The organism is Bradyrhizobium sp. LA2.1 (assembly GCF_040547725.1).
Taxonomy (GTDB): Bacteria; Pseudomonadota; Alphaproteobacteria; order Rhizobiales; family Xanthobacteraceae; genus Bradyrhizobium; species Bradyrhizobium barranii.
Genome location: NZ_JBEPQI010000013.1, coordinates 210,251 through 237,188, shown reverse-complemented (window position 1 = coordinate 237,188; position 26,938 = coordinate 210,251). Strand labels below are relative to the sequence as shown.

Here is a 26,938-nt window from a genome sequence, read left to right as displayed (position 1 = left end):
AAACGATTTTCGTTGCTGCATCATCTTGCAAGGATGCGCCGCGACTCCGCAGCCTGCATCATTCTTGCGCATCACCCGCCGCGCACGCGTTGCGTTCTCGAAAGCGGCGCTGCGCTGAAACGTCATTGCCCGACGCATCTGCAATACGGATAGTCATTTCATTGACTGCGCATCGCGCCGTCATAGACTTGATCGTCTCGCTGCATCGCTCGCTCACGCGTCGTGGGCAAAGCAACAAGACAGGCCACATGAGCATCAACTCCGACGACCATTCCATCACACGCCGGCTCGCAGCATCGCTGTTCGCCGCAGCCATCACCTTGTCGACGGCTGCCGCCTCGTTCGCGGCCGACACCGTCGTGCTGCGCGTCGGCGACCAGAAGGGCGGCAACCGCTCGCTGCTCGAAATCTCCGGCTATGCGAAGGACCTGCCCTACAAGATCGAATGGTCGGAATTCCCTGCCGCCGCTCCGATCCTGGAAGCGCTGAACGCCGGCGCGCTCGACGTCGGCTATACCGGAGATCTCTCCTTCCTTTCGGTCTATGCGGCCGGCGCTCCGATCAAGGCAATCGGCGGCACAAAGTCGGATGCGAAGACGCAAGCGATCCTCGTGCGCCAGGATTCGCCGATCAAGTCGGCCGCCGACCTCAAGGGAAAACGCCTCGCCGGCACGCGCGGCGGCTGGGGCCAGTTCCTGATCGACGCGACGCTGGAGAAAGCGCAGATCAAGCTGGAGGACGCGACCTTCGCGCCGCTCGGCCCGGTCGACGCCAGGATCGCACTCGTCGCCGGCTCGATCGATGCCTGGGCGGTGTGGGAGCCCTACGTCTCGTTCGCGACGCTGAAGGACAAGGCCCGCGTGATCGCCGACGGTGAGGGCCTGACACCCACCATCACCTTCATCGTGGCCTCCGACAACGCCATCGCCACCAAGCGCGCGGCGGTGCAGGACCTCGTGCAGCGACTGAACAAGGCACGGCTGTGGTCGCTCGATCATGTTGCCGAATACGCAAAGAGCACGGCCGAGCTGACCAAACTGCCGGAGGACGTGCTGCTGTCGGCCTACACCGCGCAGCGCACCAGCCCGATCGTGATCGACCAGAACGTGGTGAAGGAGGTGCAGGAAGCCTCCGACCGCTCGACGCGCTACGGCATCCTGCCGAAGACGCTCGATGTGAGCAAAGCCGTCGACCGCAGCTTTACGGCCGCGGCCGCGGGGTCAAACTAGCGCGGGGCGCGGCGGGATGCGCAAGTCCAGCCTCAAGGCCGGCCCGTTGCATCTCGCCGCGATCGTGCTCGCGCATTTCGCCTGCATGAGCCTGATCGTGTGGCTCTCGCTCTAGCCGCGCAGCGTCCTTACCAATATCCGCGATCATAGGCCCGGTACGGTCGATAGTAGCCGTAGCGAGGGCCGTAATATGGACGATAGGCTCGATAGCCGTAGTAGCGGGGACGCGCGTAGTAGCCGCCATACCCATAGCTCGGCCCGTAGCCGCCGTAATAGGCCGGCGCATAGCCATAGGACGGAGCGTAGCCATAGCCGTAGCCCGAGCCATAACCATAACCACCATAACCACCGTAATACGGGCCGCCGCCATAGTAACCATAGGGCGCGCTGCTCGCGATGGCACCGCCGATGATTGCTCCGGCGAGGAGGCCTCCTGCGCCCCATCCCCAGCCACGGCCGCGCCAATACGCCGGGGTGACATCGTCACCAACGGCGGCCTTCATGGTCGCGACGTTGGTCGGCAGCGGAGCCGCTGCCGCCTGCTCGATTTGGCCGGCCATCACCGCGCCCGCCAGCGAACAGGCAATCGCCGTTTTCCAGATACTCATCGTCTTGCTCCCTGTCTGACGTTCGTTTGGAAAAGGATCGCAAGGCCATGATCGGGCATCCTTGCCCCAAGTCAAAGCCTCCGAAAGTCACAGCCTGCATTGCGTGCACCGCACAAGAATACCCGCGCATGCCTCGATTGTGGTCCGGCCAACGCCAGCGCCCGCACGGGCATGACACCGGTGCGACGGAGCCACAGGCCACAGCAAAGCATTAAGCTTCCCGGGCGTTCGCAACCAACAACCACCTTCCCGATTTACTATTCGTACCGTTACTATCGGTTCCAATGTGCGCGGCCGGGAGGCTTCTCGCAAAGCGCCAGAGGTGTGGGAGGATGACATGAGTGCCGCGAGACCCGAGCCGCTTGCCCGTCAGGCGCTGGCGTTCGTCCTGGCCGGCGGACGCGGCAGCCGGCTTCTGGAACTGACCGACCGGCGCGCCAAGCCCGCGGTCTATTTCGGCGGCAAGTCCCGCATCATCGATTTCGCGCTGTCCAATGCGGTGAATTCTGGCATCCGCCGGATCGCGGTCGCGACCCAGTACAAGGCGCACAGCCTGATCCGGCACCTTCAGATGGGCTGGAACTTCTTCCGCCCCGAACGCAACGAGAGCTTTGACATCCTCCCGGCCAGTCAGCGCGTCTCGGAGAACATGTGGTATGTCGGCACGGCGGATGCGATCTATCAGAACATCGACATCATCGAGTCGCACAACGCACGCTTCATCGTCGTGCTCGCCGGCGATCACATCTACAAGATGGACTACGAGGTGATGCTGCGCCAGCATGTCGACAGCGGCGCCGACGTCACCGTCGGCTGCCTCGAGATGCCGCGCGCGGAATCTTCCGGCTTCGGCATCATGCATGTCGACGAGAACGGCTGGATCCAGCAGTTCCTGGAGAAGCCGGCCGATCCGCCGCCGATGCCGGGCAAGCCAGACGTCTCGCTCGCCAGCATGGGCATCTACGTGTTCGATACGAAATTCCTGTTCGACCAGCTCAAGCGCGACGCCGAGGATACGAACTCCAGTCACGATTTCGGCAAGGACATCATCCCCTATATCGTCAAGAACGGCCGCGCCATCGCGCATCAATTCTCGACCTCGTGCGTACGCTCGGGCAGCGATCCCCGCGCCTACTGGCGCGATGCCGGCACGGTCGATGCCTATTGGGCGGCCAATATCGACCTCACCGACGTCGTGCCGGAGCTCGACCTGTTCGACCGCGCCTGGCCGATCTGGTCCTATGCGGAGATCACGCCGCCCGCCAAGTTCGTCCATGACGAGGAGAGCCGGCGCGGCCAGGCCGTGAGCTCGCTGGTCTCGGGCGGCTGCATCATCTCCGGCGCCTCGCTGCGCCGCTCGCTGCTGTTCACCGGCGTGCGCGTCAACTCCTACGCCACTGTCGAGAACGCCGTGATCATGCCCTACGTGAACGTCGCTCGCGGCGCTCGCTTGAAGAACGTCGTGATCGACCGCGGCGTCGAAATCCCCGAGGGGCTCGTCGTCGGCGAGGACCCGGAGCTCGACGCCAAGCGCTTCCGCACCACCGAGCAGGGCATCTCGCTCATCACCCAGACAATGCTCGACAGGCTCAATACATGACGCCTGTTCGCGTCCTCGCGGTCGCCTCCGAAGTCTACCCGATCGTCAAGACCGGCGGCCTCGCGGATGTCGCCGGCGCGCTGCCGCTTGCGCTGAAGGCGCACGGCGTCGAGATGCGCACGCTGATGCCGGGCTATCCCGACGTGATGCGGATGCTGGGGGGAGCCGGCGAAATCCGGCGCTGGCCGGATTATTTCGGCGGCCCGGGCCGCCTGCTCGCGGGCTCGCATGACGGCCTCGACCTGTTCGTGCTCGACGTGCCGCATCTTTACGCGCGACCGGGCAATCCGTACGTCACCCCTGAGGGCGTCGACTGGCCGGACAACGGTGTGCGCTTCGCGGCACTGTCGCGTATCGCGGCCGATATCGGCCACGGCCTCGTGCCCGCGTTCGTGCCGGATGTCGTCCATGCCCATGACTGGCAGGCGGGGCTCGCGCCGGCCTATCTGCACTATGACGGCGGGCCGCGCCCCGGCACCGTGATGACCATCCACAACATGGCCTATCAGGGCAAGTTCGATCGCACGCTGACAAGCGCGATCGGCCTGCCCGCGGCGGCGGCGTTCGACGTTCACGGCCTCGAATATTTCGGCGGCATCAGCTTCCTCAAGGCGGGGCTTCAACTCGCCGATCGCATCACCACGGTATCGCCGACCTATGCGCAGGAGATCCAGAGCGATGAAGGCGGCATGGGGCTCGGCGGCCTGCTGCGCGAACGCGCTGATGTGCTGAGCGGCATCCTCAACGGCATCGACACCGACGTGTGGAATCCGCAAACCGATCCGCACATCGCCTACCGCTTCGGCGCGGACGACCTCACGTTCCGGGCCGCGAACAAGGCGGTGCTTCAGCAACAGTTCAATCTCGATTCCTCGGACGAGGCGCCGTTGCTCGGCGTCATCAGCCGCCTGTCCTGGCAGAAGGGCCTCGATCTCCTGCTCGAGGCCATCCCGACCATCTTGGGCGACGGCATGCAGCTCGCGCTGCTCGGCAGCGGCGATCGCGATCTCCAGGATCGCTATCAGGCCGTCGCCCGCGCGAACCCCGGACGGATCGGCGTCGTGATCGGCTATGACGAGATTCTGGCGCATCTGATCCAGGCCGGATCGGACGCGCTCATCGTACCCTCGCGGTTCGAGCCGTGCGGCCTGACCCAGCTCTACGCGCTGCGCTACGGAGCTGTCCCGATCGTGTCGCGCGTCGGCGGCCTCGAAGACACCATCGTCGATATCGGCGAGGCCAACACATCGGACCGCGACCCGACCGGCTTCAAATTCGCGCCCGTCACCGTAGAGGCCCTCACCGGCACGCTGCGCAAGGCCAACACCGCCTTCCACAACAAGGCGACCTGGCGCCGGCTGCAATTGAGCGGCCTTGCGACCGACGTCTCTTGGCGCAACCGCGCCGGCGACTATGCCGTGCTCTATCGCGATCTCATGGCGGCGCGCCGGACCTGAGGCGGCAGGGCTGCCGCATGTGAATAGCGGCTTCCCTGCGGCCCATCCTTCGAGACGCCCGCATTCGCGGGCTCCTCAGGATGAGGGCGGAGTACGCGGCAGCAATTTCGACGGCACCGATGCTGCTTAGCCTCATCCTGAGGAGACCGCAGAGCGGTCGTCTCGAAGGACGAGGCGCGCGCGGGCCGCCGCCAAGATGCCCGCACCAGAAACACGGCCGCCGTCGAATCCATGCTATAGAGCCGACATGGACCCTTTCGCGATCAAGCTGATCGGCTTTGCCGCCGCAACCTGCACCACCGTCGCCTACGCGCCGCAGTTCATCAAGGTCTGGAAGACCCGCTCGGCGCGCGACATTTCGCTCGGCATGTTCCTGGTCATGGTGCTGGGCCTGGCGCTCTGGCTCATCTACGGCCTGCTCTCTGGCGACGCCCCGCTGGTCGCGGCCAACGCCATCACCATGGTGCTCGCCGGCGGTATCCTGTTCATGAAGCTGAGGTATGGGTGAGGTTGAAGCTGCGTAGAGCGGATTGGCGCGTGTACCCATAAAATCCGGGATGTCTGTTTTCGAGGGGCCCCGGAGCCGACATGGACAATCGATCATCGTGTGGTCCGTGCGGTACCTGAAAGGTAACGGTCCTTGATCCAGATCAAGTCAGACTGTTTGTAGCCCGCTGCTTAATTGCCAATATGCCAGGCCGCAGGAGCCGCCTCGGTAGCGGCGCCGGAAACATTCTTCGTCGCTACGACGCCGCCGTAATATGAAGGGGCGGCGACAGACGCATTCTCAACACCGATCTCGCGTTCCCAAGGGGGGCGCCTATGAGTAGATCAGAAGTTGACGTCCAAGATCTGCGAATGATGGAAAGGTGCCTCGAACTCGCCCGGCAAGGGGTGAAGCAAGGAGAGCTGCCATTCGGCGCCGTAATCGCGTCTCGAGGACAGGTCATCGCGGAAGCGACCAACCACGTTTCATCGGAATGCGACGTGACCCGACACGCGGAACTCGTGGCTCTTTCAGAGGCGCAGAAGATTCTAAAACAAAAGCGTTTGCCGGATTGCACCTTGTATTCAATCGTCGAACCTTGCCCAATGTGTTCTTTCCCGGCACGGGAGGCGCGGATTGGTCGCGTGGTGTTCGCGATTTCATCTCCGATCATGGGCGGATTTTCGAGATGGGACGTTCTGTCGGACAACAGTTTGTCGAGCAAACTGCCTGAGGTCTTCGGACCTGCGCCAGAAATCGTCTCTGGCTTGCTATCCCAAAGGGCCGAGCAGGTTTGGCGCGACTGGAACCCGCTCGCCTGGCGATTTATGAGACGACGAGGCTGCTTCGGACGAGCGGCCGAGCCGACTTCGTGCCACGCGGGCGCGCCTCGGCCAACGTTTTCCTGGAACGCGCTGGCGGATATTTTGGCCGCGCCGGCTCTTTCGGTGAGTAACGTCTTCCTGCGCCGGCGTGCAGATTCAAACACCATCTCGGACCTGGACAAGCCTGGAGTCTGAGATCGGGAGCGCGCTGCTGCAGGATCAGGCGCGAGTGGCTATCGTTTCAAGTGCACGCGTCGGAATGGGGACTCGGTCTCGTGAACACAGGTGCGGGAAACCAAAGTGAGCTCCGAGCCGTCGCTTGGCGCTGCGCAAAGCCATCACCGCCATGACAGAGTCAACGGCGAGCCGGCCAAGACCAGGGAGTTGCCCCGGGTCTTGAACAAGCGAACGTCCAATCTTGCGCAGTTCAGGCTTACCTGCGGGCCCAATATCTATGAGCGCTGCCCTCGGAAGTTTTCGATGAGCAGGGTTTAGAACAACACGACAGACGGCAAAGGGAATTCTGAGTTCGGAAGCAATTCGAGCGACGATCTGCGACTCCATATCGGCGGCAACCGCCCCGGTGATGCCATGGAAATCCCGTCTCTCTTCAAGACTTGTCATCGGGGAAGCGACACCAGCTATCGCAGAGTAGCTGGCACCCGGGATCATCCGAAGGAGCTCCTCGGCCCAGGGGAGGTCAGCTGGATAAGCTTCATCTTTCGCGGCAAATACCGACGAGGCGATGACAATGTTACCTGGTCGGAGCTTCGGATCTAGCCCGCCGCACACTCCGAAACTGATAATGCCGCGCGCGCCATGTCTGATGGCGTCACGCAAGTCAAAGGCGGTCCGGTCACCTTCAGCGATCATCGCTGGCGCGCCGGCTATTCTGGCCTCGATCGCAAGTCCAACTACGGCGATGACCGCCTTCACGTCACAGCGGGGGGCGCCAGTCTGAGCGTCGTTGACCGTGACATGCAGCGTCATCAGAGGCGTCGATAATCCTGAAACCGAAGTATTTCCAGACTCGGACAATCAAGAGTAAGCCGGCACTAGCACTGTCCGTCTAGACAAAATCGACAGGCCTCGCGATTGGAAGCCAGTTGTTGGAGAACTGTGCCTCGGACACCACAGCTGCCACCTGATCGCGGCGGAGACTCGCACCTTCAATGGCGCAACGAACCCAAAGCGGACTCCTCGCAAATGCCGTGAATCGCTGTGCTTCAGCGAGAGCGGTGCCATGATCGAATTTTGCCGCTGTTTTGCCCGACGTGTCAAACCCGTCGAAATACCGCTCGCGTATCCTGCCCGGCAAAAGTACTCTGCTAAGCCATTCTATTTGCTGGGCCGTTCTACTGTGCATGGGGTTGTTTTCGACATTTTTAGTCGGAACCCCGTAGGGTGGATTAGCCCGCGGCTGCGCGAAGCGCAGTCCGCCAGTGTAATCCACCACCTTCATTGCGGCTCGATGGTGGATTACGCTGCGCAAATCCACCCTACGATTCATCCAAACACATACGACGCCATCGCGACGTTCGCGACCTCGTCGACGAAGACGCGCTTGCCGACGTCGCTGCCGGCGGCACCTGCCGCCACCATCAGCGGCAGCAGATGGTCCTCGCGGGGATGCGCGAGACGCGCGCTCGGCGCGTTCTCCCAGTCAACCAGCATCGCGTTGCGGCGCGCCGCATCCAGGTTGCTGATCGCCTCGTTCAGATAGGCCTCGAAATCATACGAGACCGGCTTGGACTCCGGCCGGTTGAAGCCGCGCATGTTGTGATAGGTCAGCCCGCTGCCGACGATCAAGATGCCTTCGTCGCGGAGCGATGCGATCGCCTGCCCGACCTTGATGTGCTCGGCCGCATCGTAGCTCGCCTTCAGTGACAACAGCACGATCGGCATGTCCGCGTTCGGATACATCAGGCCGAGAGGCACGAAGGTGCCGTGATCGAAACCCTGATTGGGATCCTCCCGGCAATCGAGGCCGGCGTGCTTGAGCAGCGCCTTCACCTCCGCAGCGAGCTCGGGCTTGCCAGGCGCCGGATATTTGAGGTGATAGGTATGCTCGGGGAAACCGTAATAGTCGTACACCATCGGCGGATGCGCCGAGGTCGACACGGTGAAGGCTTCGGCCTCCCAATGGCCGGTGATGACGAGCACGGCCTTGGGCTTCTCGGGGAGAAGCTGCGGCAGCCGGCCGAACTCCGCGGCCGTCTTGGCATATTGCACCCGCCGGTCCTCCATGAAGGGCCATGGGCCGCCGCCATGCGACAGGAACAGGGTTGGAAATCGCGTCATGGATGCCGGCTCGTCTCGTTGACCACATGCGCGTGCGAGCTGCCCGCGCGAACGGCGGCGAGCATAGGCAAACCGGTATGGTTAGCAAGTCGTTAACGATTTGCCGCCCACAATCCGGCCATGGCCGAAGGAGTCGGCCTGAAGACAAGCGAGACGTGAGATGAAGAAGTTTGCGCTGGGGGACGTCGTCAACAGTGACAAGGGCCGCCGCGGCGTCGTTCGCGCCGCCTACAGGTCCAAGGACGGTCAGCAGTTCTACGCCGTCGAGAAGGACGGCGCGATGGACCATCTGGAAGAACACCGGCTGAGCCCGGCGCCGCGCGTCGAGCTCGCGGCCTAAGCCCAACTCATTTTCTGCTCTCACTTGCAAGCCGGTCCAGGCGATCCGACCAGGGGTCGTCTCCGCTCGCGATGCGATCGTTCGTGATCAGCAGCAGGCGATCGCGGCCTGCGGCCGCGTCCCAATGCGGCAGATCCGGGCCGTTGGGATTGCCAGTTTTCGCAAAGTTGATCCAGTAACCGCGCATGCGGGTCGCGACCTCGCGATCCCCCCATGTGAGCGGCCCCGCGCCGGGCACGCCTTCCGCGCCGAAGATGAATTGCAACTCGCGCCCGTGCCCTTCGTCGGGATTTGTGCGTCGGGCCTCGGTCACGTAAGCGAAGCGATAGCGAAACGTTGGCGCACCGGTTGCCGCATGGAGGCGGGCAAGCAGCCTGACCGGCTCGGAGAAAACCTTGTCGGTATAGAATTTGGCTGCGCGCTCCGATGGCCTGGCGATGTCAGGATAGAGCTTGCGCAGCTCATCGCTGCTCTCGCCCGAGGACGCCAGCGTCTCCTTGACCTCCCGCTCGCCGTCGAAACGCGTCTCGTCGTCATTCGAGCCGATCATGAGTGGGATGCGGCTTTCATGTCCCGCCGCAAATCCCGCGGCCACGTCTTCGCGCACCAGGATTCCATCCATCGCGGGCCCGAAGCTGCGCTCGGATTTGGCGAGCAGTTTTTGTTCGGCAGCATGCAGCCGCGCCGGCGCGGCGACGCGCAAATCCGCCTGCGGCCCAAGCGCCGCCACGAATTGCCGGCCCATATCCTCCGCCTCCTGCACCGGGCGCAGGCGCGCACGGCCGGGCAGCGATTGCAGAATGGCTTTCTGGAACAGATCGCGCGATTGCGCACACAGCATCAGCAGCGCGATCGACGTCGCGCCTGCGCCGCTGCCGAACAAGGTGACATTGTTCGGATCGCCGCCGAAGGCTGCGATGTTGTCGTGCACCCAATGCAGCGCCGCGATCTGGTCCATCAGGCCGTAATCTCCGGAGCCACCTTCCGACAGTGCGGGATGAGTGAGCCAGCCGAGCACGCCGAGACGATAGTTCACGGTGACCACGATGAGGCCGGCTTGCGCGAGCTTTGCACCGTCGAACAGCGGATCGTTCGCGGTGCCGCTGACGAAGCCGCCGTCATGGATGAAGACCATCACCGGCAGCGGGCCGTCGACGCCGAAGGGACGGAATACGTTGAGCGTGAGGCAGTCCTCGCTCGTATCAGGCAGCGAGGGCTGAAGACACGGCGCGCCGTACTCATAGGCGGTGCGCATCTCGGGGTTCTCGGCCGTTACCTGCGGTGGGCGCCAGCGCAGTGCGCCGACCGGAGCCGCCGCGTAGGCCAGCCCCTTGAACGACGCCACCTCGCCCTCGACGGCGCCGAGCATCTGTCCTTCACGCGTCAGCGCGAACGGAAACTGCCCGACCGCCTGAGCGACGGCCGCACCGTCCCAGCAGAGGAGTGAAGACGCCACAACGAGGGCAAACTGGAGCCGCATCCTGGGGGATCTCGATGCGCCAAAAGGTTCCCCGACAGGTTACGTCTGCGGCCCGCGATGAGGCAAGCTCGGCGGCGTCCGTCTAGCCGCCCTTGGCGACGATCTCCGCCAGCGCGCGGCGTGCGACGATGCCGAGCTCACCAAGCGTGGAATGGCCCGATTGCGCCGCCTCGATCAGGCGTTCGGCGATGAACCTGCGGCTGTCGTGATCGCCGCCGTGCGGCAATTGGCGGCACGTCTGCTCCAGGACGACGTCCATGTTGGCTTTCGTCCGCTCGCTCAACTCTGTCATGACGTCCGGTTGGTACGCGTGGCTTGTAACCGCAAGCATACACAGAAGGATGTGGTCTGATTAGCCCGGACAATCCCGGCGGTTGTGCATCGCGGTGCGTGTATCGCCGCAACCTTCGCGCGGCCACGATGGTGCCGCAAACGACTACCGAAGATTGTACCTGTCCTGATGACAAGCCAAGCCTGCGGCGATAGCCTGCCGGCAAAACAAAAGACACGGGAGGAATACCATGCCAGACGCAATGGTCGCCGCACGTGAGTCCAAAGCGGCGAGTGGAACAGCCCAACAAGTCGACGTTGCCGTAGTCGGTGCCGGATTTGCCGGCCTTTATCTTCTCCATCGCCTGCGCAAGTCCGGCCTCACGGCGGTCGCCCTCGAGGAAGCCGGCGATGTCGGCGGCACCTGGTACTGGAACCGCTATCCCGGCGCCCGCTGCGATATCCAGACCATCGACTACAGCTACACTTTCGATCCCGAGCTCGATAACGCGTGGACCTGGTCGGAGAAATACGCGACCCAGCCCGAGATACTGCGCTATCTCGGCTTCGTCGCCGATCGCTACGATCTGCGCCGCGACATCCGCTTCAAGACCAAGGTCACCGAAGCCAAATGGGACGAAGCGACTGAGCGCTGGCAGCTCACCACGAGCAGCGGCACGCCGGTCTCCTGCCGCCACTACATCATGGCCACAGGCTGCCTCTCCGCGCCGAAGCCGCCCGAGATCGACGGCGTCAAGGATTTTGAGGGCAAAGTCTATTTCACCGGGCGCTGGCCGCATGACGGCGTCGATCTCGCCGGCAAGCGCGTCGCCGTGATCGGCACGGGGTCGTCAGCCATCCAGTCGATCCCGCTGATCGCCGAGCAGGCCGCGCATCTGACCGTGTTCCAGCGCACGCCAAACTTCGCGCTGCCGGCGCATAACGGCCCCTCGCCATCCGATCGCATGGATATTTTCCAGAGCGACCGCGCGGCCTATCGCGAGCAGGCGCGACAGTCGATGACCGGCGTGCCCTATCCGCAGCAAACCGTCGTGAGCTGGCAATTGAGCGATGCCGAGCGTCGTGAGCGGTTCGAACGTGCCTGGGCAGCCGGCGACCTCGTCCACATCCTGACGCAGCTCTGGGCCGACCAGGGCGTCGACTTCAACGGCAATGCGCTGATCGGCGAGCTGATCCGCGAGAAGATCGGCGCTGCCGTGAAGGATCCGGAGACGGCGGCGGCGCTGATGCCGCACGACCATCCCTTCGGCGCAAAGCGCCCCTGCCTCGATACCAATTACTACGCGACCTACAACCGGCCGAACGTCACGCTGGTCAATCTGCGCCAGGAGCCGATCAAGGCGATCACCGCGAACAGCATCACGACGGCCAGGCGCAGCGTCGATGTCGACGTCATCGTGTTCGCGACCGGCTTCGACGCCATGACCGGCGCGATCCGCGCCGTGCATCCGATCACCGGACGCGGCGGCAAGTCGCTGACCGATGTCTGGGCGCAAGGGCCGCAGACCTATCTCGGGGTCACGGTCGAAGGGTTCCCCAACTTCTTCATGATCACCGGGCCCGGCAGCCCGTCGGTGCTGTCGAACATGGCGGTGTCGATCGAGCAGCATGTCGACTGGGTCGTCGACCGCATCGCTGCTCTGCGCGACGCCGGCTTCACCACGATCGAGCCGACCGAGACGGCGCAGGCCGGCTGGGGCCGGCACATGACGGACTGTTCGATGGTGACCCTGCACCGGCTCGCCAACACCTGGTACACGGGCGCCAACGTCCCCGGCAAGGTGCAGGGCTTGATGCCTTACACCGGCGGCGTCGGCCCCTATCGCAGCATTTGCGACGAGGTCACGGCCCGCGGCATGCTCGGATTCAAGCTGACCGGCCCCAACGGCGCCGCGCAATGCAACGACGGCGAGGTGGTATGCCTGCAGCCTGATGTGCGGCTGGTGCTGAACCTGCTGGCATCGCTGAACCTGCCGCCGATCGAGTCGATGGGCGCGCTCGGCGCACGCGCCTTCGTCAACGAGTTCAACAAGGGCCGGCCCGCGGGACGGCCGATCGGCGAAATCGTCGACGGCACGCTGCCCGGCGCGGACGGCCCGCTGCCTTACCGGATCTACAAGCCGGCAACGCCGGGGCCCCATCCGGTCGTGGTCTATTTCCACGGCGGCGGCTGGGTGCTCGGCGACGAGCAATCGGACGAGCCGCTCTGCCGCGATCTGGTGCGGCGGACCGGCATGATGTTCGTCAGCGTCGGCTATCGCCACGCGCCCGAGCATCGTTTCCCGACCGCGGCCGAGGACGGCTATGCGGCAACGCGCTGGATCGCCGAGCATGCGGCCGAGCTTGGCGGCAGGCCGGGCCCGGTGCTGGTCGCGGGCTGGAGCGCCGGCGGCAACATCGCCGCCGTCACCTGCCAGCTTGCTCGCGATCGCGGCGGGCCTGAGATCGCCGGCCAGCTCCTGGTCTGCCCGGTCACCGATTGCACTTTCGACCGGCCCTCCTACAACGACAATGCGACCGGCTATTTCCTGACGCGCTCGCTGATGCACTGGTTCTGGGACCTCTACTGCTCACCGGCCGACCGCACCGATCCGCGCGTCTCGCCGCTGCGCGGCAACGTCGCCGGCCTGCCGCGGGCCTTGGTCGTCACCTGCGAATTCGACCCGTTGCGCGACGAGGGCATCGCCTATGCCGAGGCAATGGCGGCCGCCGGCGTCCCGGTCGAGCAGTTCAGGGCGCGCGGCCATTTCCACTCGTCCTTTGCGATGGTCGACGTGGTGATCACCGGTGTAGCGGGTCGGGTGCAGATGGCCGAAGCCCTGCGGCGCTTCGCCGGGCTTCCGCCGAAAGTCAGCCGCGGCGATGAGGATAGCCACGATCATGCCAGCCCGGGCCACAGAATCGCGGCGGCCGCGAGCTGATTTGCGACAAGGCGGCCGGGAACCTTTTCCCGGCTGCTGCGTTAAGCGCTTGGCATTAAGATGCAGTGATAGGTGTGGGCCCCGGCACGCAGATCCGCGTGTTGGGGCAATTTTTGTTGCGTGAGGGACGATGGGAGACGTGGTTGCGGATTCAAAGGTCGATTTCGGAGCGCCTGCAACCCTGCATAAATGGCCGTCGCTTGCGAACCAGCGCCGACCGGACAGGGATTCTTATCAGGTGAGCGAAGGTACGCTCGACCAGTGCATATCGGCCTTCATGGAGAAGCCGGCCACGACCAGGCATCTCTATGAGATTCACACGATTGCGCAGCCGCCGCTGGTCACCGATATCCTCTCGCCCGAGCATGTCATCGAGCTATCGCGGTTGAGAGAATTTCTCTGATTGCGTGCAGACGCGGAAGCTGCACGCGCGCGACAAGCTTTTCATGAGGCAGGAACCTTCTACCGGATTTTCCCGTTAACCGGGATCGGAAGTCGAGACGAGAGCCCCAAGATGCTTGAAGCCGGCGTACCATCCGCGGTCGTGCCCTATGGCGCAGACCAGACCCTGTTCGTGGTGATTGATCGCCGCGACAAGGCGACTGAAATCCGCATCGAACGAAGCGATCTTGAAGCCACGATTGGCGAGCTTGTCGCCGGCTGCTTCAACGATCCGATCAAGGTGATCTCGTTCAACACGCTCGAGCATTGGATGAAGGACATCTCGACCGAAATCGCCGGCGAGATCAAGGCGCGCTGCGACATCGATGGCGTCCGGCTTCCCGACTATCTCAGCGACTTCGTCGAGAGCCATAGCTGACCGCGCCTCGTCCTCGTTGATACGTTTCAAATCGCAGGCAAAAAAAAGCGCCGCTTCCGCGGCGCTTTTCGTGTGGCAACATCATTGTTTGATGCGTGATCTTATCGGAAAAACCACGTCACGCTTTCTGGATCATGCTCTAGTGGTGCCAGAACAATGCCAGCAGCAGAACGATCGGCAGCGGCACGCCAAGCAGCCAAAGCAAAGCACCTCGTCCAAAACCCATGACTTTACTCCTCCACATTCATCATTGACATGACGCCAGAGACGAACAGAAGTTCCGCGCCTCGCAGCGAGGGCGAATGCGTTCAGTGCATGGTTATCAGGCGCGCCGGTACCTGCCGGCGATGACCTCGATTTCGCGGCGGCGTTCGCCGGCGAAGGTCAGGAGCTTTTCGATCGTCAGCGTATCCGTGATCCGTTTGGCGAGCCGCTCGGCGCGCGCGGCCTGATCTTCGAGATACTGGATCGTGTTCAAACGCCGCCTCCCCCCGAGGACTCCAAATTTGGAGCCCCGACTTGTTTGGGCACCCATGGTGCGCCAGGGCGACTAACACTCGGTTAAGCGGGGCGGCTCAAGTCAATCAATCGCGCTCTATCGCACCACGTCGAGCCGGACATTGGTGATGCCCTTGTCGACCATGCCGAGCGCCTCGGCCGCGGACGGCGAGATGTCGACCACGCGCCCGCGAACATAGGGCCCGCGATCGTTGACCCTGACTGTCACGAAGCGGCCTGAGGAGACATCGGTGACGCGCAGCTTGGTGCCGAACGGCAGGCTGGGATGCGCCGCGGTCAATTCGTTCTTGTCGAACCTCTCGCCGCTCGCGGTCTCCGTGTCCGAATAGAAGCTGGCAACGCCGTGCGAAGCGGTTTGCTTTGCGTCACGGTCGGGGACGCGTACCCGGCTGATCGGACGCGGATGCAAGGCCGCTACCCTATGGGGCCGCTGGACCGCAGCCTGCCGATAGGTGCCAAGATCGGCCTTCTGGCGGCCGACCGGCGATTGTGCGCAGGCGGCGAGCGATGCGGCACCGACGATGGCGAGCAGCAACCGGCATGAGCTTGCGAGGGAAATTCGGGCACTTTCGGCACGTGCAATGCGAGACATGGTACGCCCTCCGAACTGCCCGGAGTTTCGGCGGGCAATGAGGGCAGAACCTTGGCTGAAGGAAAGCAGGCTTAGGGCCACGACCGTTTCGCGCCGGCTGTGGCGATTCCACCACAGTGGCGTGTCCTAAGTCGAGCCAGACTCGCGAAAAACTAACCCGATACAACACGCCAGACGATCGAGCGCGTCTCCGGCTGCGCGTCGCTCGCCTCGGTCTCCCCTTTCAGGAGCCGCATCAGCTCGCGCCGATAGAGCCGCCGCCAGCCGGTTTTCAGGCTGGCGAGAAAGTCGAGTTCCCGTTGCGTCAGTGTGCACATCATGGACCCGATCCGGTTGCGACGGCCGCGCCGTCAGCCGACGAGGCCTCCCATCGGCTTGACGTCAGCACTGCCGGGGAAGACCGCATCCGCCAGCACTTTCTCCTCGACGCGCAGATGATCCCTGAGCAGGCCCTTCAGCATGGCGCGGAGATCGGTGGTCGGCTTGAGGTCGCGATCCTCGAACAGTTGCGCGGACTTCAGTCCCGGCCAGTCCGCGATCACGCGGCCGCCGGTGAGCGCGCCGCCAATGAGGAAGGCGACCGTGCCCGTGCCGTGATCCGTGCCCTGCGTGCCGTTGATGCGCGCGGTGCGCCCGAACTCGGTGACGACGGCGACGACCGTCTCGCCCCACACCTCGCCCATGTTGCTCTCGATCGCGGCAAACGCGCCATCGAGCGCACCGAGCAGATTGTAGAGCTGGCCTGACGCTGCGCCTTCCGCGATGTGCGTATCCCAGCCGACGAAGCCCATCGCGCCGACGCGCGGGCCGTCGGGCTTGGCGAGATAGCGCGCGGCGGTGCCGGCGGCTTCGGCGAAATAGGCGCGCACGCGCGCGATGCCGGGCGGCATCAATGTCGGATCGTCCGACATCGGATCGCCCGTGCCGGGCGCGCCGCCGAGCGAGGCGAGCTTCATGCGTGCCTGGAGCACGGTCGCAAGCTTCGGATCGGTGTGCCGGTAGAGATCGAGCAGGCGGTTCTGCGTGTCCTCGCTCGCCGGTAACAGTTTTTGCGGCACCCATGTCATGACGGGCGCCGAGCCGCGCACCACCAGCGGCGTCACCGAGCCGATGCCGAGCGCACGGCTGCCGCGCGGATCGACGCGCCCACCCGACTCCATCGCGAGCAGCGCGCGGTTGAGCCATCCCGATGCGGTGGCACCGGGCTTGGTGAACCCGCTCTCCAGCACGTCCTGGCCGTCGAAATGCGAGCGCTCGCGGTAGGGCGTCGCGGCGGCATGGACGATTGCGGCCTTGCCGGTCTTGTAGAGCCGGTGCAGGTTCGGCATCGCCGGGTTGAGCGCGAAGAAGGAATCGAGCGGCAGCGCCGGCGGCTTGCCGTCCAGCACCAGCGCGCGATCGCCGCGCAAGCCGACCCAATCGGGATCGCCGACCGGCGCGACCGCACCGAGACCATCGAGGGCGCCACGCAGGACGACGACGAGAAGGCGCGGATCGCGCCCTTCGGCGCGTGCGATCCGCGGCATCTGGCTCCACGCGAACAGCGCACCGGAGCCGACCAGAAGCTCGCGCCGCGTGGGCAAATGATTGACGAAGCCCATGCTCACCTCCTCTGAAAATCTGCCGACATGAACAGCAGCGCCAGCGCCTGCTGGCGGCTCTCGGCGCGGCCGACCGCCTGCTTCACCTCGGGCGCGATCTGCGATGCGAAGACGTCCTCGATGATCCCCTGCGGATCAGCAGTGGCCGCCACGCGCTCGGCAAAATTGTTGGCGATGTCGAGCCGCCGGCCAATGCCGTCGATCCAGCTTGCCTCGTCATCCGGATAGCCCTTGGGCGCCGACGGCCGCCACAGCCCTTCGCCGAGCAGCTCCTGGCCCGCCGTGAAACGCGTGGGGTCGACGACCGTAATCCCTGTCGCGCGCACCATGCCAACGCCCCATTCGCTCGGACGCTTCAGTTTTGACGGCGGCCCGCGCCACGCGTCGTCCGACGAGACCATCGTGATCGCGACCTGCTTGAGATCGCCCTCGGTGTCGCGGAACGTCTTCGCCATTTGTTCGACGAGTGGCGGAGACGGCTCGTCGGCCACGAAATGCCGTACGAGCTTGGTTGCGACATGGGTCGCGGTCGCCGGATGCGCAGCGAGGTCGCGCAGCACGGCGCGGCCCTGCTCGGCATCCTCCTGTTCGTAGCGCTTGCCGAGCACGGTCTGCCCGCCGGGCTCGTGCAGCCGCGGATTGAAGGTGAATTCGCCGCCGTGCTCGGGATTGTCTCCGGGCGGAACAAGCGTCCATCCCGTCAACACATTGGCGAAGCTGATAACGTCGTCCTGGGTGTAGCCGGTCCGCACACCCAGCGTGTGCAATTCCATGATCTCACGCGCAATGTTTTCGTTGAGGCCGCGGCTGCGGTTGATGCCGGCGATCGAGTTCGCGCCCATCGAGCCCAGATTGTCGAGATAGAAAAGCATCGCCGGGTGGCCTTCGACCGCCAGCAGAAGATCGACGAAGTGGCCGAGCGCATTTGCGCGAATGGCCTCGCGCTCGTAAGCACCCGACATGCTCTGGATCTTGTAGGCCGAGATGCAGAAATGATTGGACCAGAACCACACCAGCCGCTCGGCGAAGCCGATGTCGGCGGCGAGCGCGGCTTCGATGCGCAGCTTGGCTTCCTGCAAGTAGATCGGACGGCCGGGATCGGGAACGGCGTCGGCCGCCTGCTTGGCCGCCATCTCGGCGGCATCCTTCGCGGAGCCCTGGCCTTGCGCCTGCCCTTGCGTTTGATCTTCGGACATGACGGGCGCCGCCGTCTGCTGCTTCTTCGCCTGCTGCTGCGCCTGCTTGGCGCGCGCCGCGCGCCGCGCATTGGCGTCGGCCACCGTGCGATAGGCCTTCGCACTGGAAGGCAGGCTTGCCGCTGCGGTCAGCACCAGCGGCCGGTCGAGCTCGGCAATCAGCGCGCCGCGCGGATCTGTCCCGACAGCGGCAACCGACCCCGGTCGCGGCCCCATCCCGAAACGATGAAGCGCCAGCACCGCTTCAGCCTTTGCAGAATTGCTCATGGCGAACGCCCAATTCTCCGAGCCACCCGACGGCAGCGCGATATTGCCGCGTGCGGACTACGAACCGTAATGCTACAGACCGTAACACTAGAGATCGGCTTGTGCAAGCCGGGATTGAAAACGCCGCTGCACTATCTCGGTAGAACAAGCGCGCATCCGCCGCCCGGCGGACGCGCGTGAGAGGCCTAGAAATTCGGCCCGAGCGCGATCTTCGCCGCGTGCTGCTCCCAAGGCCCAGGATTCAAGATGAGCCCAGAGACTTTGCCCGCGGCGTCCCTGACGAAAGCGATCCGGGTATGATCTTCGTCGGCTGCGGTGAATTCGTTGCTTGATGTCGCCACGAACGGGGTCGCCTTGCCCTTCTCGAATTCGAGGACCGGCCAGACCCCGTCGCTTCCGCGACGAGCTTGCCTTCCGCGACGCGAACCTGAAGCCGGACCGAATTGACACGGCGGTCGGCTCTCACGACACTGAGGTCGTTCACGCCGTCTTGCCCCTTGTGGACGAGCTTCATCTTGATCGTCGAGTTGGCTGGCCCTCGCAGCTTGGCCAGGACATCGGCGAGCGCGAGGCCTCTCAGCGGCGCGCCGTCAATTTCAGTGATGAGGTCACCCGCCGTCACACCGGCCTTGGTTGCGGGGCCGCCGCCAGGGTTCGGCTTGTTGATCCTCAGCCCCTCCTGCTCCATGGCGACGAAATTCCCGATTCCAAGCCATCCGGTTTTGCCATCGGCCAGGCCCTGCCTGTCACGCGAGCTCACCGTGGCGCCGAAGTCATAGGTTCCGGCATAATCGGCGAGCGCTTCCGGGCTCAGGGTCACCCGCGCAGCCGGCGGGACGGCGGTCGACTCGGGAATCGTCAATGCACCATAGACGAGGTGATTGATCCCCGAATACAGCACCGCCTGGCGCCCTTTGCTGCCGGGCGTCGCCTGGACCATCTGTACGCCGATCAATTGCTCGGCCGGATCGATCCAGAAATACGTGCTCCAATGTCCAGCCCAGGAAAAGCTTCCAACCGCTCCCGGGATCCAGCTTTGGACCGAATCGGCGCGGATGGCGAAGCCAAGCCCGAAGGTTGTTCCCGCGCGGGCGCCAACCTGTCACCTCCGAAGATGGTGACACCCGATGGCAGTGCGTTCGTCGTCATCTGCTTCACCGCATGCGGGCTGAGCACGCGCACGCCATCGAGCTCGCCGCCATTGAGCAGCATCTGGCAAAAGCGGAGATAGTCGGGCGCGGTCGATACGAGTCCGCCGTCGCCGGAAAACAACTTTGGCGGCGTCGTAACATCCCAGATCGGCGGCCGTTCCGGCATGGGAGAATCGACGAGCCGATCGAGCTTCTCCTTCTGCACAAAGAAGCCGGTGTCGACCATATGCAGCGGACCAAAGATGCGGCTCTCCAGGAACTGATCGAAGGGCTGACCGGACGCCACTTCAACGACCCGGCTCAGCACTTCGGCGCTCCAGCCATATTCATGGACCTCGCCGGGCTCGTGCGCGAGCGGCAGGTGGGCCAGGCTCGACACGAATTCCGCCAATGTCGTGTCGCGTCTCCGCACGGCCCTCAAGCCGTAGAGCCCATGGATCGTCCGGATCCCGAAGTCGGCGCTTGCGTCGGCAAGGCCCCGTTCCGGGTAGGCAAAATCGAGCTCCGGATAGATCAGGCCAGACGTATGGCGCAACAGATCGCGAACCGTCATCGCACGTTTTGCTGGTTTTGGCAGACCGAGCCCGTACTCCATTTCGCCTGTCGCCGGGTCCGCCTTCTGGAAAGCGACCCGCATGTTCGCAAGCTCCGGCAGATATTGCGAGACGGGCGCGTCGAGGTCGAGCTTGCCCTCATCCACCAGAATCATGGCGGCGACACTGGCCACCGGCTTGGACATCGAGGCGATCCAGAAGATGGAATTCGTCTTCATCGGGACGGTCTTGGCGCGGTCCTGAAATCCGATGGCCTGCAAATAGGCGAGCTTGCCGCCCTTCGCGATGGCGACGACGGCGCCGGGGAGAAGGCCGTCCGACGGCGAGAAAGAATCGAAGCGCGCCTGATACCACGGCGCGATCCGCGCCAGACGCGCGGCCAAGAATCCCAGGCTTTTTGCATCGCCCGGCGTCGCGAGGTCATCGGCGAACGCGGTCCCCAACAGGCACAGTCCAACTGGAATCGCCCACATCGATGCGACGAGTCTCATTCCGCAGTCTCCGCAGAAGCACAACAAGTCTGAGCAGGCACTCCTGCGGCAGATGTGAACCGCTAGAAATTGGGTCCGAGCGCGATCTTCGTGATCGTGCCGTTCCTGACGCCGATGCGCCATTCCGCCGAGCCGTTGGCGAACTGGGCGACATAGATGTCGCTGTCGAGCGCGGTGACGCCACGGAACGAAACCGCGCGCAATGCGCCGAGCCGCGCCAGGATCGCCTGGTCGAACGGAAGCTGCTGACGCGTGATGTCGGCCACCTCCGACGTCATGCGCTCGTAGTCCGGCTGGCCCTTGCCGACGCCTTCGATATAGCGGCGCAGCATCTCCTCGCCATTGGCGATCGGAACGGCGCGGCGCGCCGCGCGCCCCGGCCGCGCGCCGATGTTCGACGCTTCGACATTGTGGAAGCGTGTCTGCCGCCCCGGCAGCAGGACCTCGAGGCACCGCCCAGACTTGTCGGCAATCACCCAGGGATTGTTCACGGTGGTCGTGGACGCCCAGGACACGTTGGGCCTGACGGTGCTCTGCATCCTGCGATTGCCATCGGCGTCGAGATTGAAGACCTGGATGTCGTCGCCCATCTCGTTATAGATCATGATCCTGATCGGCGAAGTGCCGGCGCGGCCACGCACGCGCGCTTCCTCGGAGCAAGGCACGATACCGCCGAGCTCGTCATTGCCGTCGGGCCGGAAGATGACGTCGCCGGCCTTGCCGTCGGGCTCGATCATCAGGCGGAATTCGGCCGTGCCGTTCTCGAACTTCGCGCCATAGATGTCATAGCCGCCGGGGCCGACGCCGCGGAAGAAGATCGACTCCACCACGCCGAGCGCCTGGAACGCCTCGCGCATTTCATTGAGCTGCCGGTGGACCTTGGCCGCAAGCGGCGCACTCATGCGATCGTAGTTCGGCGTTCCGGCGCGCAGGTCTTCGATCCCGCGCAAGATCATCTCCTTGCCGCCCGCGACCGGGACCTGCTCCCTGAACCTGTCAGGAACTTCCGCAAGGCGGCGCGTGAAGTCCGCCTCGACCGCCTGCGCCACCGCCGCATCGACGCGAGGCGCGAGGCGAGCGCCGAACATCGCGCTCTGGACCACCACGCGTGCGACCTTTGACTGCTCGTCGCGCAGGAAGATCAAGAGATGGTCGCCGCGGAAGGAGAAGGCGTCAGCGCCCTCGGCGAGGACCTGCGTTGCGCCCTGTCCCGTCTCACGCAACCAGAGACGATCGCCGTCACGCCGCAGGGTGAGCACGCGGTTCGGCGCGATTCTGTACCAGCCGACATATTGATCGAGCGACGCGGGGTCGACGGCCGCCGTCGGCATCTCGGCGACGCGAACCGCGCGGATATCGCGGCCGTTCATGCGCAGCGTCAGCTCGGAGGAGCGGCGCTCCGCATCGAGCGGGAACGTGATCTCGCCGGACGAGGCCGCGTAGGCCGCGGTGCCGTCACTGCCAACCGTCAGGCGCAGCCTGCGCTGTCCGGTGAGCTGGCCGTAGAGGTCGTCGCCCTCGCGGAAGATGGCAAACACCGAGGCAGGACCCATGGCGTAGAAATTGACGAAGGGGCGGTAATGCTGGGCCGGCACCTCGCCGGTATCCGCGGCGACGGGCACGGGATCCGGGGTGCGATAGGCGATCATGCCGGCGGACACGATCACAGCCGGAATGATCGCGGCTGCGATCCACAGCCGCTTGCGCCAGCCGACCGCGACGGGCATGGCGGCGGCCGCGATGATGCGCTCGACGCGTGCGCGCACGGTCGATACCCGCGCCATCGCGAGCTCCACCGGCCGCGGGTTTACGCTGGTTGCGACATCGAGCAGGATTTCGGCATAGGACCACCGGTCGTCGATGACTTCGATCGCCTCGGCGTCGCTGATGATCTCGGCAAGCTCGGCGAGACGCGCGAGCTGCCACCACGAGAACGGACTGAACCAGAACACTGCACGGTTGAGCGAGGCGAGCAGCAGGACATAGAAATCGCGATTGGCGACGTGCGCGCCCTCATGCGCAAGCACCGCGAGGCGCTTCTTCGCATCCCAGCCGGAGAACTGCGGCGGCACCAGAATGGTCGAGCCGAACGTGACGGGACCGCCGACCTCGCGGCTGACGCGCACGTCGGCGTCGATCAGCTGCGAGCCGCTCATCGGCCTTGCCGCGCGTGCCAGACGCCAGGTCAGGCAGAGACCGATGGCCAGCCGCAGCAGCAACGCGCCGGCGACGCCGGCATAGACGATGGTGGCGACCAGCCACCAATTGATCGATACAGCAGCATTTGCCGGCGCCACGACAGCCGCGCCCGGCGGAATCGGCAGCGCGGGTTGCGGGGCCTCCAGCATCGAGATGTCGGCCGGCAGGAAATCATCCGGCACGGATACCGGCAGAGGCATCCGGGTGATCGTCAGCGTCGGCCAATGCATCACGAAGGGCATCGCCAGCGATGCCAGCAGCACGACGACCCACGCCGTCATTTGGACGTGCGGATTGCGCACGCGAAACAGGTTGAGACCGAACCAGACGACGCCTCCCAGCACGAAGGAGCGTAGCGCCGCCTCAGCCAGAGTTGCGATCATTCTTTCTTCACTCCCCTCGCCTTCTTCGCCTTGGCCACCTGGTCGGCCAGTGTACGCAGCTGCTGCTGGTCGAGCATCGCATTGTCCACCATGCCGACGAGGACTTCCTCCATCGAGCCGTTGCAGAACCAGTCGACGATACGCTGCACCGCCTTGGCCGCGACCCGCGCGCGCTCTTCCGCAGCGTGGTAGACGTAGGTGCGTCCGTCCACGGTGTGCCGCGCATAGCCCTTTTCTTCCAGCCGGCGCAGCACGGTGCGGACCGTGGATTCCTTCAGACGCCGCGACAGCCGCTCGCGCACGACCTCGGCCGTAACGGGACCATGGGCCCAAACCAATTGCATGACCTCGTGCTCGAGGTCGCCCAGTTCGGGCAAACGATCGTCCATGGCATCTGACCTTGCGGATTGAGTTTTCTTGTAACGCTACAGATCGTCGCATATGCGGCCGCGCCGCGCAACGGCGATTCCACCTAAAATGGCGTCGTGGGCCGGCCTGACGAGACGGGTAAACTTTCGATTCTGGCCAGCAGCGTGCCTTGCCCCTCACCCGGATCGCTCGCGCGATCCGACCTCTCCCCGCTGAAGAGCGGGGAGAGGTTAAGAAGCGTCACCGCGAACGATCTGGCTGCTATCGATGTAATGGACGCGCCACTGTCGCACTCCCTCGCCCCGTTCTTACGGGGAGAGGGTTGGGGTGAGGGGCTGCCTTCACACGTTCGGCTGAAATTGTGAGCGTCAGTACTGCGGCTCGTACATCTGGGACTGGATCAGACCCTTCACGTCGTTGGGAGCGGGGCCGTCGGCGAGACCGCGCTGGTAGGCGACGTCTGCCACCGCAACGGCGATGCGGGCCGAGACCTCGCGAATCCGAGGAAGGGCCGGATAGAGGCTGCCCTGCGCGAGGTCCTCCCTGCCGACGCAATCGGCTAGCGTATGGGCGGCCGCCATGAACATCTCGTCCGTCACCAGGCGCGAACGGCTGGCGATGACGCCGAGGCCGACGCCGGGGAAGATGTAGGAGTTGTTGCCCTGGCGCGGCACGAAGGTGCGGCCGTTGAGCTTCACCGGATCATAGGGACTGCCGCAGGCGAACAGTGCGCGGCCCTCGGTATAGCGGTAGGCATCCTCGGCCGAGCATTCGGCCTTCGAGGTCGGGTTGGAGAGCGCGAACACGATGGGCTGCTCGTTGAGCGCGGCCATCGCCTTGAGCACCTCGGGCGTGAAGGCGCCCCCGACCGCGGCGACACCGATGATCGCCGTCGGCTTCAGCGTCTTGATCGCGGTGAGGAAATCGGCGATCGGCGCCTGGCCGGCATGGGCATAGCGCAGCTTGTGGCCAGAGAGGCCATCACGGCCGCCGACGACGAGGCCGCGGGAATCCACCAGCCAGTTGCGCCGGAGAGCTTCCGCCTCGGAAATCCCCTCCGCCATCATGGCGGAGACGACGAGATCGGCGATGCCGGTTGCCGCCTCGCCCGCACCGAGGAACAGGATACGCTGATCCCTGAGCTTGCCGCCATTGACGCGCAGCGCGGAGAACAGGCCGGCGAGCGCCACGGCCGCGGTGCCCTGGATGTCGTCGTTGAAGACGCAGGCCTCGTCCCGATATTTGTGCAGCAGCTTGAACGCCGAGTGATTGGCGAAATCCTCAAACTGGATCAGCACGCCCGGAAACGTCTTTCGCGCAGCCTGCATGAACTCGTCGACGAAGCTGTCATAGGCCTCGCCGGTCAGCCGCCGCTCGCGCAGGCCCAGATAATAGGGATCATTCAAGAGCTCTTCGTTGTTGGTTCCGACGTCGAGCACGATCGGCAGGCAATGCTCGGGATGCACGCCGGCGCAGGCGGAATAGAGCGAGAGCTTTCCGACCGGGATGCCCATGCCGTTGGCGCCGAGATCGCCCAGCCCAAGGATGCGTTCGCCATCGGTCACGACGATCAGCTTGGCCGGATAGGGCCAGTTCTTCAGGATCTCCGCGATCTGGCCGCGATCGCGCGATGAGATGAACATGCCGCGCGGCCGCTGGAAGATCAGGCCGTATTTCTGGCAGGCGAGCCCGACCGTCGGGGTGTAGATGATCGGCTGGATCTCGTCGATATTGTCGACGACGACGCGGAAGAACAGCGCCTCGTTGCGGTCATGCAGCGCATTCAGCGCGACGTATTTTTCAAGGTCCGTCGGCAGCGTGCGCAGATTGGTGAGTACGCGCTCGACCTGGGTCTCCATCGTCAGTACGCAGGGCGGCAGCAGGCCGCGAAGGCCGAGCGCGTCGCGCTCCGCTTCCGTGAAGGCGGTGCCCTTGTTGAGCAAGGGATCGCGCAGCAGCGTCATGCCGTGAGCGGGGTCGGATGATGTCGAATGGGCGCTGACCCGAGCAGGTCTATTCACGAATTCCCCCAGGGAGTTTCTTATTGAAGGGCAAGCATTGTCGGCCAGCGCTCACCTGAGATCAAGGACGTAGAGACTCAAGGCTCGATTGTGATCTCGCACCGCAGCGAGATTTCGCGAAGAGCCGGCATTTGCGCGCGAGAAGAGGTTAACGTAGTAGGACTACTCGGGCTTGATGTCCGCGGCCTTCACGATCGGCCACCATTTCTCGGTCTCGGCCTTCTGGAAGGCCGCAAGCGCTGCGGGCGTCTGCTGCTCGGTCGGCGGTATCTCCTGACCCAATTCGCCGAAGCGCTCCTTCACGGATGGATCGGCGAGCACCGCGACGATGGCCGCGTTGAGCTTTGTGACGATCTCCTTCGGCGTGTTCTTCGGTGCCCAGATGCCGTGCCAGTAGGAGATGTAGAGACCGGGCAGGCCCGCCTCGTCGACGGTCGGGATATCAGGCGCGGACGCGAGCCGCGTCGGCGACGTCACTGCGAACGCCTTGATCGCGCCGTTCTTGTATTGCGGCAGCGAGTTCGAGGCCTGGTCGAACATGATGTCGATCTGGCCTGCGACGAGATCGATCATGGCGGGTCCGGCGCCGCGATAAGGCACGAACTGGAAATCAGTGCCGGTCTTCTCCTTGAAGAAGACGCCCGCGACGTGCGCGCCCGTGCCGGCACCAGCCGTGCCAGCAGTCGCCTTGCCGGGGCTGGCCTTCAGCCACGCAATCATCTCTTTCAGATTGTTGGCCTCGAGCGACTTGCGGCCGACGATCAGCTGCGTTCCCATCGCGATCGTCGCGACCGGCTCGAAATCGGCGATCACATCATAGGGCAGCTTGAAGATCGCGCCGTTCAGCACATGCGTGCCCCAATGACCGATCGTGATCGTCGTGCCGTCAGGCGTCGCGCGCGCAACGCGGGCTCCCGCAATGCTGCCGGAGGCACCGGCCACGTTCTCGACCACGACGGTCGTGTGCAGCTGAGCGGCGATCCGCTCGGACAGGATCCGCGCCAGCGTGTCGGTCGGGCCGCCCGCCGCGAACGGCACCACGAGGGTGATGGGGCGCGACGGGAACGGCTGGGCGCCCGCCGGTGCGGCCCACGCCGCTGATCCGATCAATGCGCAAATGACGATCACATGACCGCGTAGTCCGGCCCACAGCCCCTGCATTCCATCCACCCTTTTTCATCGCCCGCATGTTGTCAGCGGGCTGGGGCCGGAGTGAACGCTGCCAGGCGGGCAGAGG

At 64.5% G+C, this 26,938-nt stretch carries 25 protein-coding genes; 9 read left to right on the top strand and 16 right to left on the bottom strand.

What is annotated here, in order from left to right:
- Nucleotides 1–248 precede the first annotated feature (248 nt).
- Nucleotides 249–1,229: an ABC transporter substrate-binding protein gene (locus tag ABIB95_RS25630; RefSeq protein WP_354243143.1), complete on the top strand. Its 981-nt coding sequence runs from the start codon at nt 249–251 to the stop codon at nt 1,227–1,229.
- Between the two features lie 128 nt (nt 1,230–1,357).
- On the opposite strand, the gene ABIB95_RS25625 is transcribed toward ABIB95_RS25630, so the two are convergent.
- On the bottom strand, nt 1,358–1,837 hold the full coding sequence (locus tag ABIB95_RS25625) for a hypothetical protein (protein ID WP_354243140.1): 480 nt from the start codon (nt 1,835–1,837) through the stop codon (nt 1,358–1,360).
- Nucleotides 1,838–2,174: 337 nt separating this feature from the next.
- On the opposite strand from ABIB95_RS25625, the gene glgC reads away from it, so the two are divergent.
- The 4 genes from glgC (at nt 2,175) to ABIB95_RS25605 (ending at nt 6,400) form a co-directional block, all read left to right on the top strand.
- Nucleotides 2,175–3,437 carry a glucose-1-phosphate adenylyltransferase gene (gene glgC, locus ABIB95_RS25620; RefSeq protein ID WP_085401567.1) on the top strand — a complete coding sequence of 421 codons (1,263 nt, stop codon included), beginning with the start codon at nt 2,175–2,177 and terminating at the stop codon, nt 3,435–3,437.
- The gene (glgA, locus tag ABIB95_RS25615; RefSeq protein ID WP_354243137.1) at nt 3,434–4,894 is read left to right on the top strand and encodes a glycogen synthase GlgA; all 1,461 of its coding nucleotides are present in this window, start codon (nt 3,434–3,436) and stop codon (nt 4,892–4,894) included. The genes glgC and glgA overlap by 4 nt, the downstream gene beginning before the upstream one ends.
- Before the next feature lie 247 nt (nt 4,895–5,141).
- On the top strand, nt 5,142–5,402 hold the full coding sequence (locus ABIB95_RS25610) for a SemiSWEET transporter (RefSeq protein ID WP_028150382.1): 261 nt from the start codon (nt 5,142–5,144) through the stop codon (nt 5,400–5,402).
- A 314-nt stretch (nt 5,403–5,716) separates the two neighbouring features.
- Complete coding sequence (locus ABIB95_RS25605; protein WP_354243134.1) at nt 5,717–6,400, top strand: nucleoside deaminase; 684 nt, start codon at nt 5,717–5,719, stop codon at nt 6,398–6,400.
- Between the two features lie 24 nt (nt 6,401–6,424).
- Here the strand turns inward: ABIB95_RS25605 and ABIB95_RS25600 are convergent, their stop codons facing one another.
- Entirely contained in the window at nt 6,425–7,195 is a 771-nt protein-coding gene (locus ABIB95_RS25600; RefSeq protein WP_354243131.1) for a phosphorylase family protein, read from the bottom strand.
- Nucleotides 7,196–7,711: 516 nt separating this feature from the next.
- Nucleotides 7,712–8,506: a DODA-type extradiol aromatic ring-opening family dioxygenase gene (locus tag ABIB95_RS25595; RefSeq protein WP_354243129.1), complete on the bottom strand. Its 795-nt coding sequence runs from the start codon at nt 8,504–8,506 to the stop codon at nt 7,712–7,714.
- Between the two features lie 160 nt (nt 8,507–8,666).
- Between ABIB95_RS25595 and ABIB95_RS25590 the strand changes: the two genes are divergently transcribed.
- The gene (locus ABIB95_RS25590; RefSeq protein ID WP_014493109.1) at nt 8,667–8,846 is read left to right on the top strand and encodes a hypothetical protein; all 180 of its coding nucleotides are present in this window, start codon (nt 8,667–8,669) and stop codon (nt 8,844–8,846) included.
- Nucleotides 8,847–8,853: 7 nt separating this feature from the next.
- Here ABIB95_RS25590 and ABIB95_RS25585 read toward each other — a convergent pair whose 3' ends face one another.
- A complete protein-coding gene (locus tag ABIB95_RS25585; protein WP_354243127.1) occupies nt 8,854–10,326 on the bottom strand; it encodes a carboxylesterase/lipase family protein in 1,473 nt (490 codons plus the stop codon).
- An 82-nt stretch (nt 10,327–10,408) separates the two neighbouring features.
- Entirely contained in the window at nt 10,409–10,657 is a 249-nt protein-coding gene (locus ABIB95_RS25580) for a hypothetical protein (RefSeq protein ID WP_063979742.1), read from the bottom strand.
- Between the two features lie 190 nt (nt 10,658–10,847).
- Here ABIB95_RS25580 and ABIB95_RS25575 point away from each other — a divergent pair, with 190 nt between their 5' ends.
- The 3 genes from ABIB95_RS25575 to ABIB95_RS25565 all read left to right on the top strand — a co-directional run bounded on the left by ABIB95_RS25575 (nt 10,848) and on the right by ABIB95_RS25565 (nt 14,358).
- A complete protein-coding gene (locus ABIB95_RS25575; RefSeq protein WP_354243124.1) occupies nt 10,848–13,538 on the top strand; it encodes a flavin-containing monooxygenase in 2,691 nt (896 codons plus the stop codon).
- Between the two features lie 130 nt (nt 13,539–13,668).
- The gene (locus tag ABIB95_RS25570; protein ID WP_063979744.1) at nt 13,669–13,941 is read left to right on the top strand and encodes a hypothetical protein; all 273 of its coding nucleotides are present in this window, start codon (nt 13,669–13,671) and stop codon (nt 13,939–13,941) included.
- A 111-nt stretch (nt 13,942–14,052) separates the two neighbouring features.
- Nucleotides 14,053–14,358 carry a hypothetical protein gene (locus ABIB95_RS25565; protein ID WP_014493104.1) on the top strand — a complete coding sequence of 102 codons (306 nt, stop codon included), beginning with the start codon at nt 14,053–14,055 and terminating at the stop codon, nt 14,356–14,358.
- Between the two features lie 322 nt (nt 14,359–14,680).
- Here ABIB95_RS25565 and ABIB95_RS25560 read toward each other — a convergent pair whose 3' ends face one another.
- The 11 genes from ABIB95_RS25560 to ABIB95_RS25510 form a co-directional block, all read right to left on the bottom strand.
- The gene (locus ABIB95_RS25560; RefSeq protein ID WP_166343542.1) at nt 14,681–14,836 is read right to left on the bottom strand and encodes a hypothetical protein; all 156 of its coding nucleotides are present in this window, start codon (nt 14,834–14,836) and stop codon (nt 14,681–14,683) included.
- 117 nt (nt 14,837–14,953) lie between these two features.
- A complete protein-coding gene (locus tag ABIB95_RS25555; protein ID WP_063979766.1) occupies nt 14,954–15,469 on the bottom strand; it encodes a septal ring lytic transglycosylase RlpA family protein in 516 nt (171 codons plus the stop codon).
- A 152-nt stretch (nt 15,470–15,621) separates the two neighbouring features.
- Entirely contained in the window at nt 15,622–15,789 is a 168-nt protein-coding gene (locus ABIB95_RS25550) for a hypothetical protein (protein ID WP_354243120.1), read from the bottom strand.
- Between the two features lie 30 nt (nt 15,790–15,819).
- On the bottom strand, nt 15,820–17,070 hold the full coding sequence (locus ABIB95_RS25545; RefSeq protein ID WP_354243117.1) for a DUF1501 domain-containing protein: 1,251 nt from the start codon (nt 17,068–17,070) through the stop codon (nt 15,820–15,822).
- Nucleotides 17,071–17,072: 2 nt separating this feature from the next.
- Nucleotides 17,073–18,533 (bottom strand): DUF1800 domain-containing protein, encoded by a 1,461-nt coding sequence (locus tag ABIB95_RS25540; RefSeq protein ID WP_354243115.1) that lies wholly within the window; start codon nt 18,531–18,533, stop codon nt 17,073–17,075.
- Between the two features lie 241 nt (nt 18,534–18,774).
- The gene (locus ABIB95_RS25535; RefSeq protein ID WP_354243113.1) at nt 18,775–19,473 is read right to left on the bottom strand and encodes a S41 family peptidase; all 699 of its coding nucleotides are present in this window, start codon (nt 19,471–19,473) and stop codon (nt 18,775–18,777) included.
- Between the two features lie 11 nt (nt 19,474–19,484).
- Nucleotides 19,485–20,681 (bottom strand): serine hydrolase domain-containing protein, encoded by a 1,197-nt coding sequence (locus ABIB95_RS25530; protein WP_354243110.1) that lies wholly within the window; start codon nt 20,679–20,681, stop codon nt 19,485–19,487.
- A 110-nt stretch (nt 20,682–20,791) separates the two neighbouring features.
- The gene (locus tag ABIB95_RS25525) at nt 20,792–23,311 is read right to left on the bottom strand and encodes a M56 family metallopeptidase (RefSeq protein ID WP_354243107.1); all 2,520 of its coding nucleotides are present in this window, start codon (nt 23,309–23,311) and stop codon (nt 20,792–20,794) included.
- Complete coding sequence (locus ABIB95_RS25520) at nt 23,308–23,700, bottom strand: BlaI/MecI/CopY family transcriptional regulator (protein WP_014493096.1); 393 nt, start codon at nt 23,698–23,700, stop codon at nt 23,308–23,310. The genes ABIB95_RS25525 and ABIB95_RS25520 overlap by 4 nt, the downstream gene beginning before the upstream one ends.
- A gap of 348 nt (nt 23,701–24,048) precedes the next feature.
- On the bottom strand, nt 24,049–25,701 hold the full coding sequence (locus ABIB95_RS25515) for an NAD-dependent malic enzyme (protein WP_354243104.1): 1,653 nt from the start codon (nt 25,699–25,701) through the stop codon (nt 24,049–24,051).
- Nucleotides 25,702–25,863: 162 nt separating this feature from the next.
- Nucleotides 25,864–26,862: a tripartite tricarboxylate transporter substrate-binding protein gene (locus tag ABIB95_RS25510; RefSeq protein ID WP_354243101.1), complete on the bottom strand. Its 999-nt coding sequence runs from the start codon at nt 26,860–26,862 to the stop codon at nt 25,864–25,866.
- Nucleotides 26,863–26,938 lie beyond the last annotated feature (76 nt).

What these genes read in the sequence shown, in the direction of transcription:
- ABIB95_RS25630 (WP_354243143.1), top strand. Translation starts at nt 249, where the DNA reads ATGAGCATCAACTCCGACGACCATTCCATCACACGCCGGCTCGCAGCA.
- ABIB95_RS25625 (WP_354243140.1), bottom strand. Translation starts at nt 1,837, where the DNA reads ATGAGTATCTGGAAAACGGCGATTGCCTGTTCGCTGGCGGGCGCGGTG.
- glgC (WP_085401567.1), top strand. Translation starts at nt 2,175, where the DNA reads ATGAGTGCCGCGAGACCCGAGCCGCTTGCCCGTCAGGCGCTGGCGTTC.
- glgA (WP_354243137.1), top strand. Translation starts at nt 3,434, where the DNA reads ATGACGCCTGTTCGCGTCCTCGCGGTCGCCTCCGAAGTCTACCCGATC.
- ABIB95_RS25610 (WP_028150382.1), top strand. Translation starts at nt 5,142, where the DNA reads ATGGACCCTTTCGCGATCAAGCTGATCGGCTTTGCCGCCGCAACCTGC.
- ABIB95_RS25605 (WP_354243134.1), top strand. Translation starts at nt 5,717, where the DNA reads ATGAGTAGATCAGAAGTTGACGTCCAAGATCTGCGAATGATGGAAAGG.
- ABIB95_RS25600 (WP_354243131.1), bottom strand. Translation starts at nt 7,195, where the DNA reads ATGACGCTGCATGTCACGGTCAACGACGCTCAGACTGGCGCCCCCCGC.
- ABIB95_RS25595 (WP_354243129.1), bottom strand. Translation starts at nt 8,506, where the DNA reads ATGACGCGATTTCCAACCCTGTTCCTGTCGCATGGCGGCGGCCCATGG.
- ABIB95_RS25590 (WP_014493109.1), top strand. Translation starts at nt 8,667, where the DNA reads ATGAAGAAGTTTGCGCTGGGGGACGTCGTCAACAGTGACAAGGGCCGC.
- ABIB95_RS25585 (WP_354243127.1), bottom strand. Translation starts at nt 10,326, where the DNA reads ATGCGGCTCCAGTTTGCCCTCGTTGTGGCGTCTTCACTCCTCTGCTGG.
- ABIB95_RS25580 (WP_063979742.1), bottom strand. Translation starts at nt 10,657, where the DNA reads ATGCTTGCGGTTACAAGCCACGCGTACCAACCGGACGTCATGACAGAG.
- ABIB95_RS25575 (WP_354243124.1), top strand. Translation starts at nt 10,848, where the DNA reads ATGCCAGACGCAATGGTCGCCGCACGTGAGTCCAAAGCGGCGAGTGGA.
- ABIB95_RS25570 (WP_063979744.1), top strand. Translation starts at nt 13,669, where the DNA reads ATGGGAGACGTGGTTGCGGATTCAAAGGTCGATTTCGGAGCGCCTGCA.
- ABIB95_RS25565 (WP_014493104.1), top strand. Translation starts at nt 14,053, where the DNA reads ATGCTTGAAGCCGGCGTACCATCCGCGGTCGTGCCCTATGGCGCAGAC.
- ABIB95_RS25555 (WP_063979766.1), bottom strand. Translation starts at nt 15,469, where the DNA reads ATGTCTCGCATTGCACGTGCCGAAAGTGCCCGAATTTCCCTCGCAAGC.
- ABIB95_RS25550 (WP_354243120.1), bottom strand. Translation starts at nt 15,789, where the DNA reads ATGATGTGCACACTGACGCAACGGGAACTCGACTTTCTCGCCAGCCTG.
- ABIB95_RS25545 (WP_354243117.1), bottom strand. Translation starts at nt 17,070, where the DNA reads ATGGGCTTCGTCAATCATTTGCCCACGCGGCGCGAGCTTCTGGTCGGC.
- ABIB95_RS25540 (WP_354243115.1), bottom strand. Translation starts at nt 18,533, where the DNA reads ATGAGCAATTCTGCAAAGGCTGAAGCGGTGCTGGCGCTTCATCGTTTC.
- ABIB95_RS25535 (WP_354243113.1), bottom strand. Translation starts at nt 19,473, where the DNA reads ATGGTCCAGGCGACGCCCGGCAGCAAAGGGCGCCAGGCGGTGCTGTAT.
- ABIB95_RS25525 (WP_354243107.1), bottom strand. Translation starts at nt 23,311, where the DNA reads ATGATCGCAACTCTGGCTGAGGCGGCGCTACGCTCCTTCGTGCTGGGA.
- ABIB95_RS25520 (WP_014493096.1), bottom strand. Translation starts at nt 23,700, where the DNA reads ATGGACGATCGTTTGCCCGAACTGGGCGACCTCGAGCACGAGGTCATG.
- ABIB95_RS25510 (WP_354243101.1), bottom strand. Translation starts at nt 26,862, where the DNA reads ATGCAGGGGCTGTGGGCCGGACTACGCGGTCATGTGATCGTCATTTGC.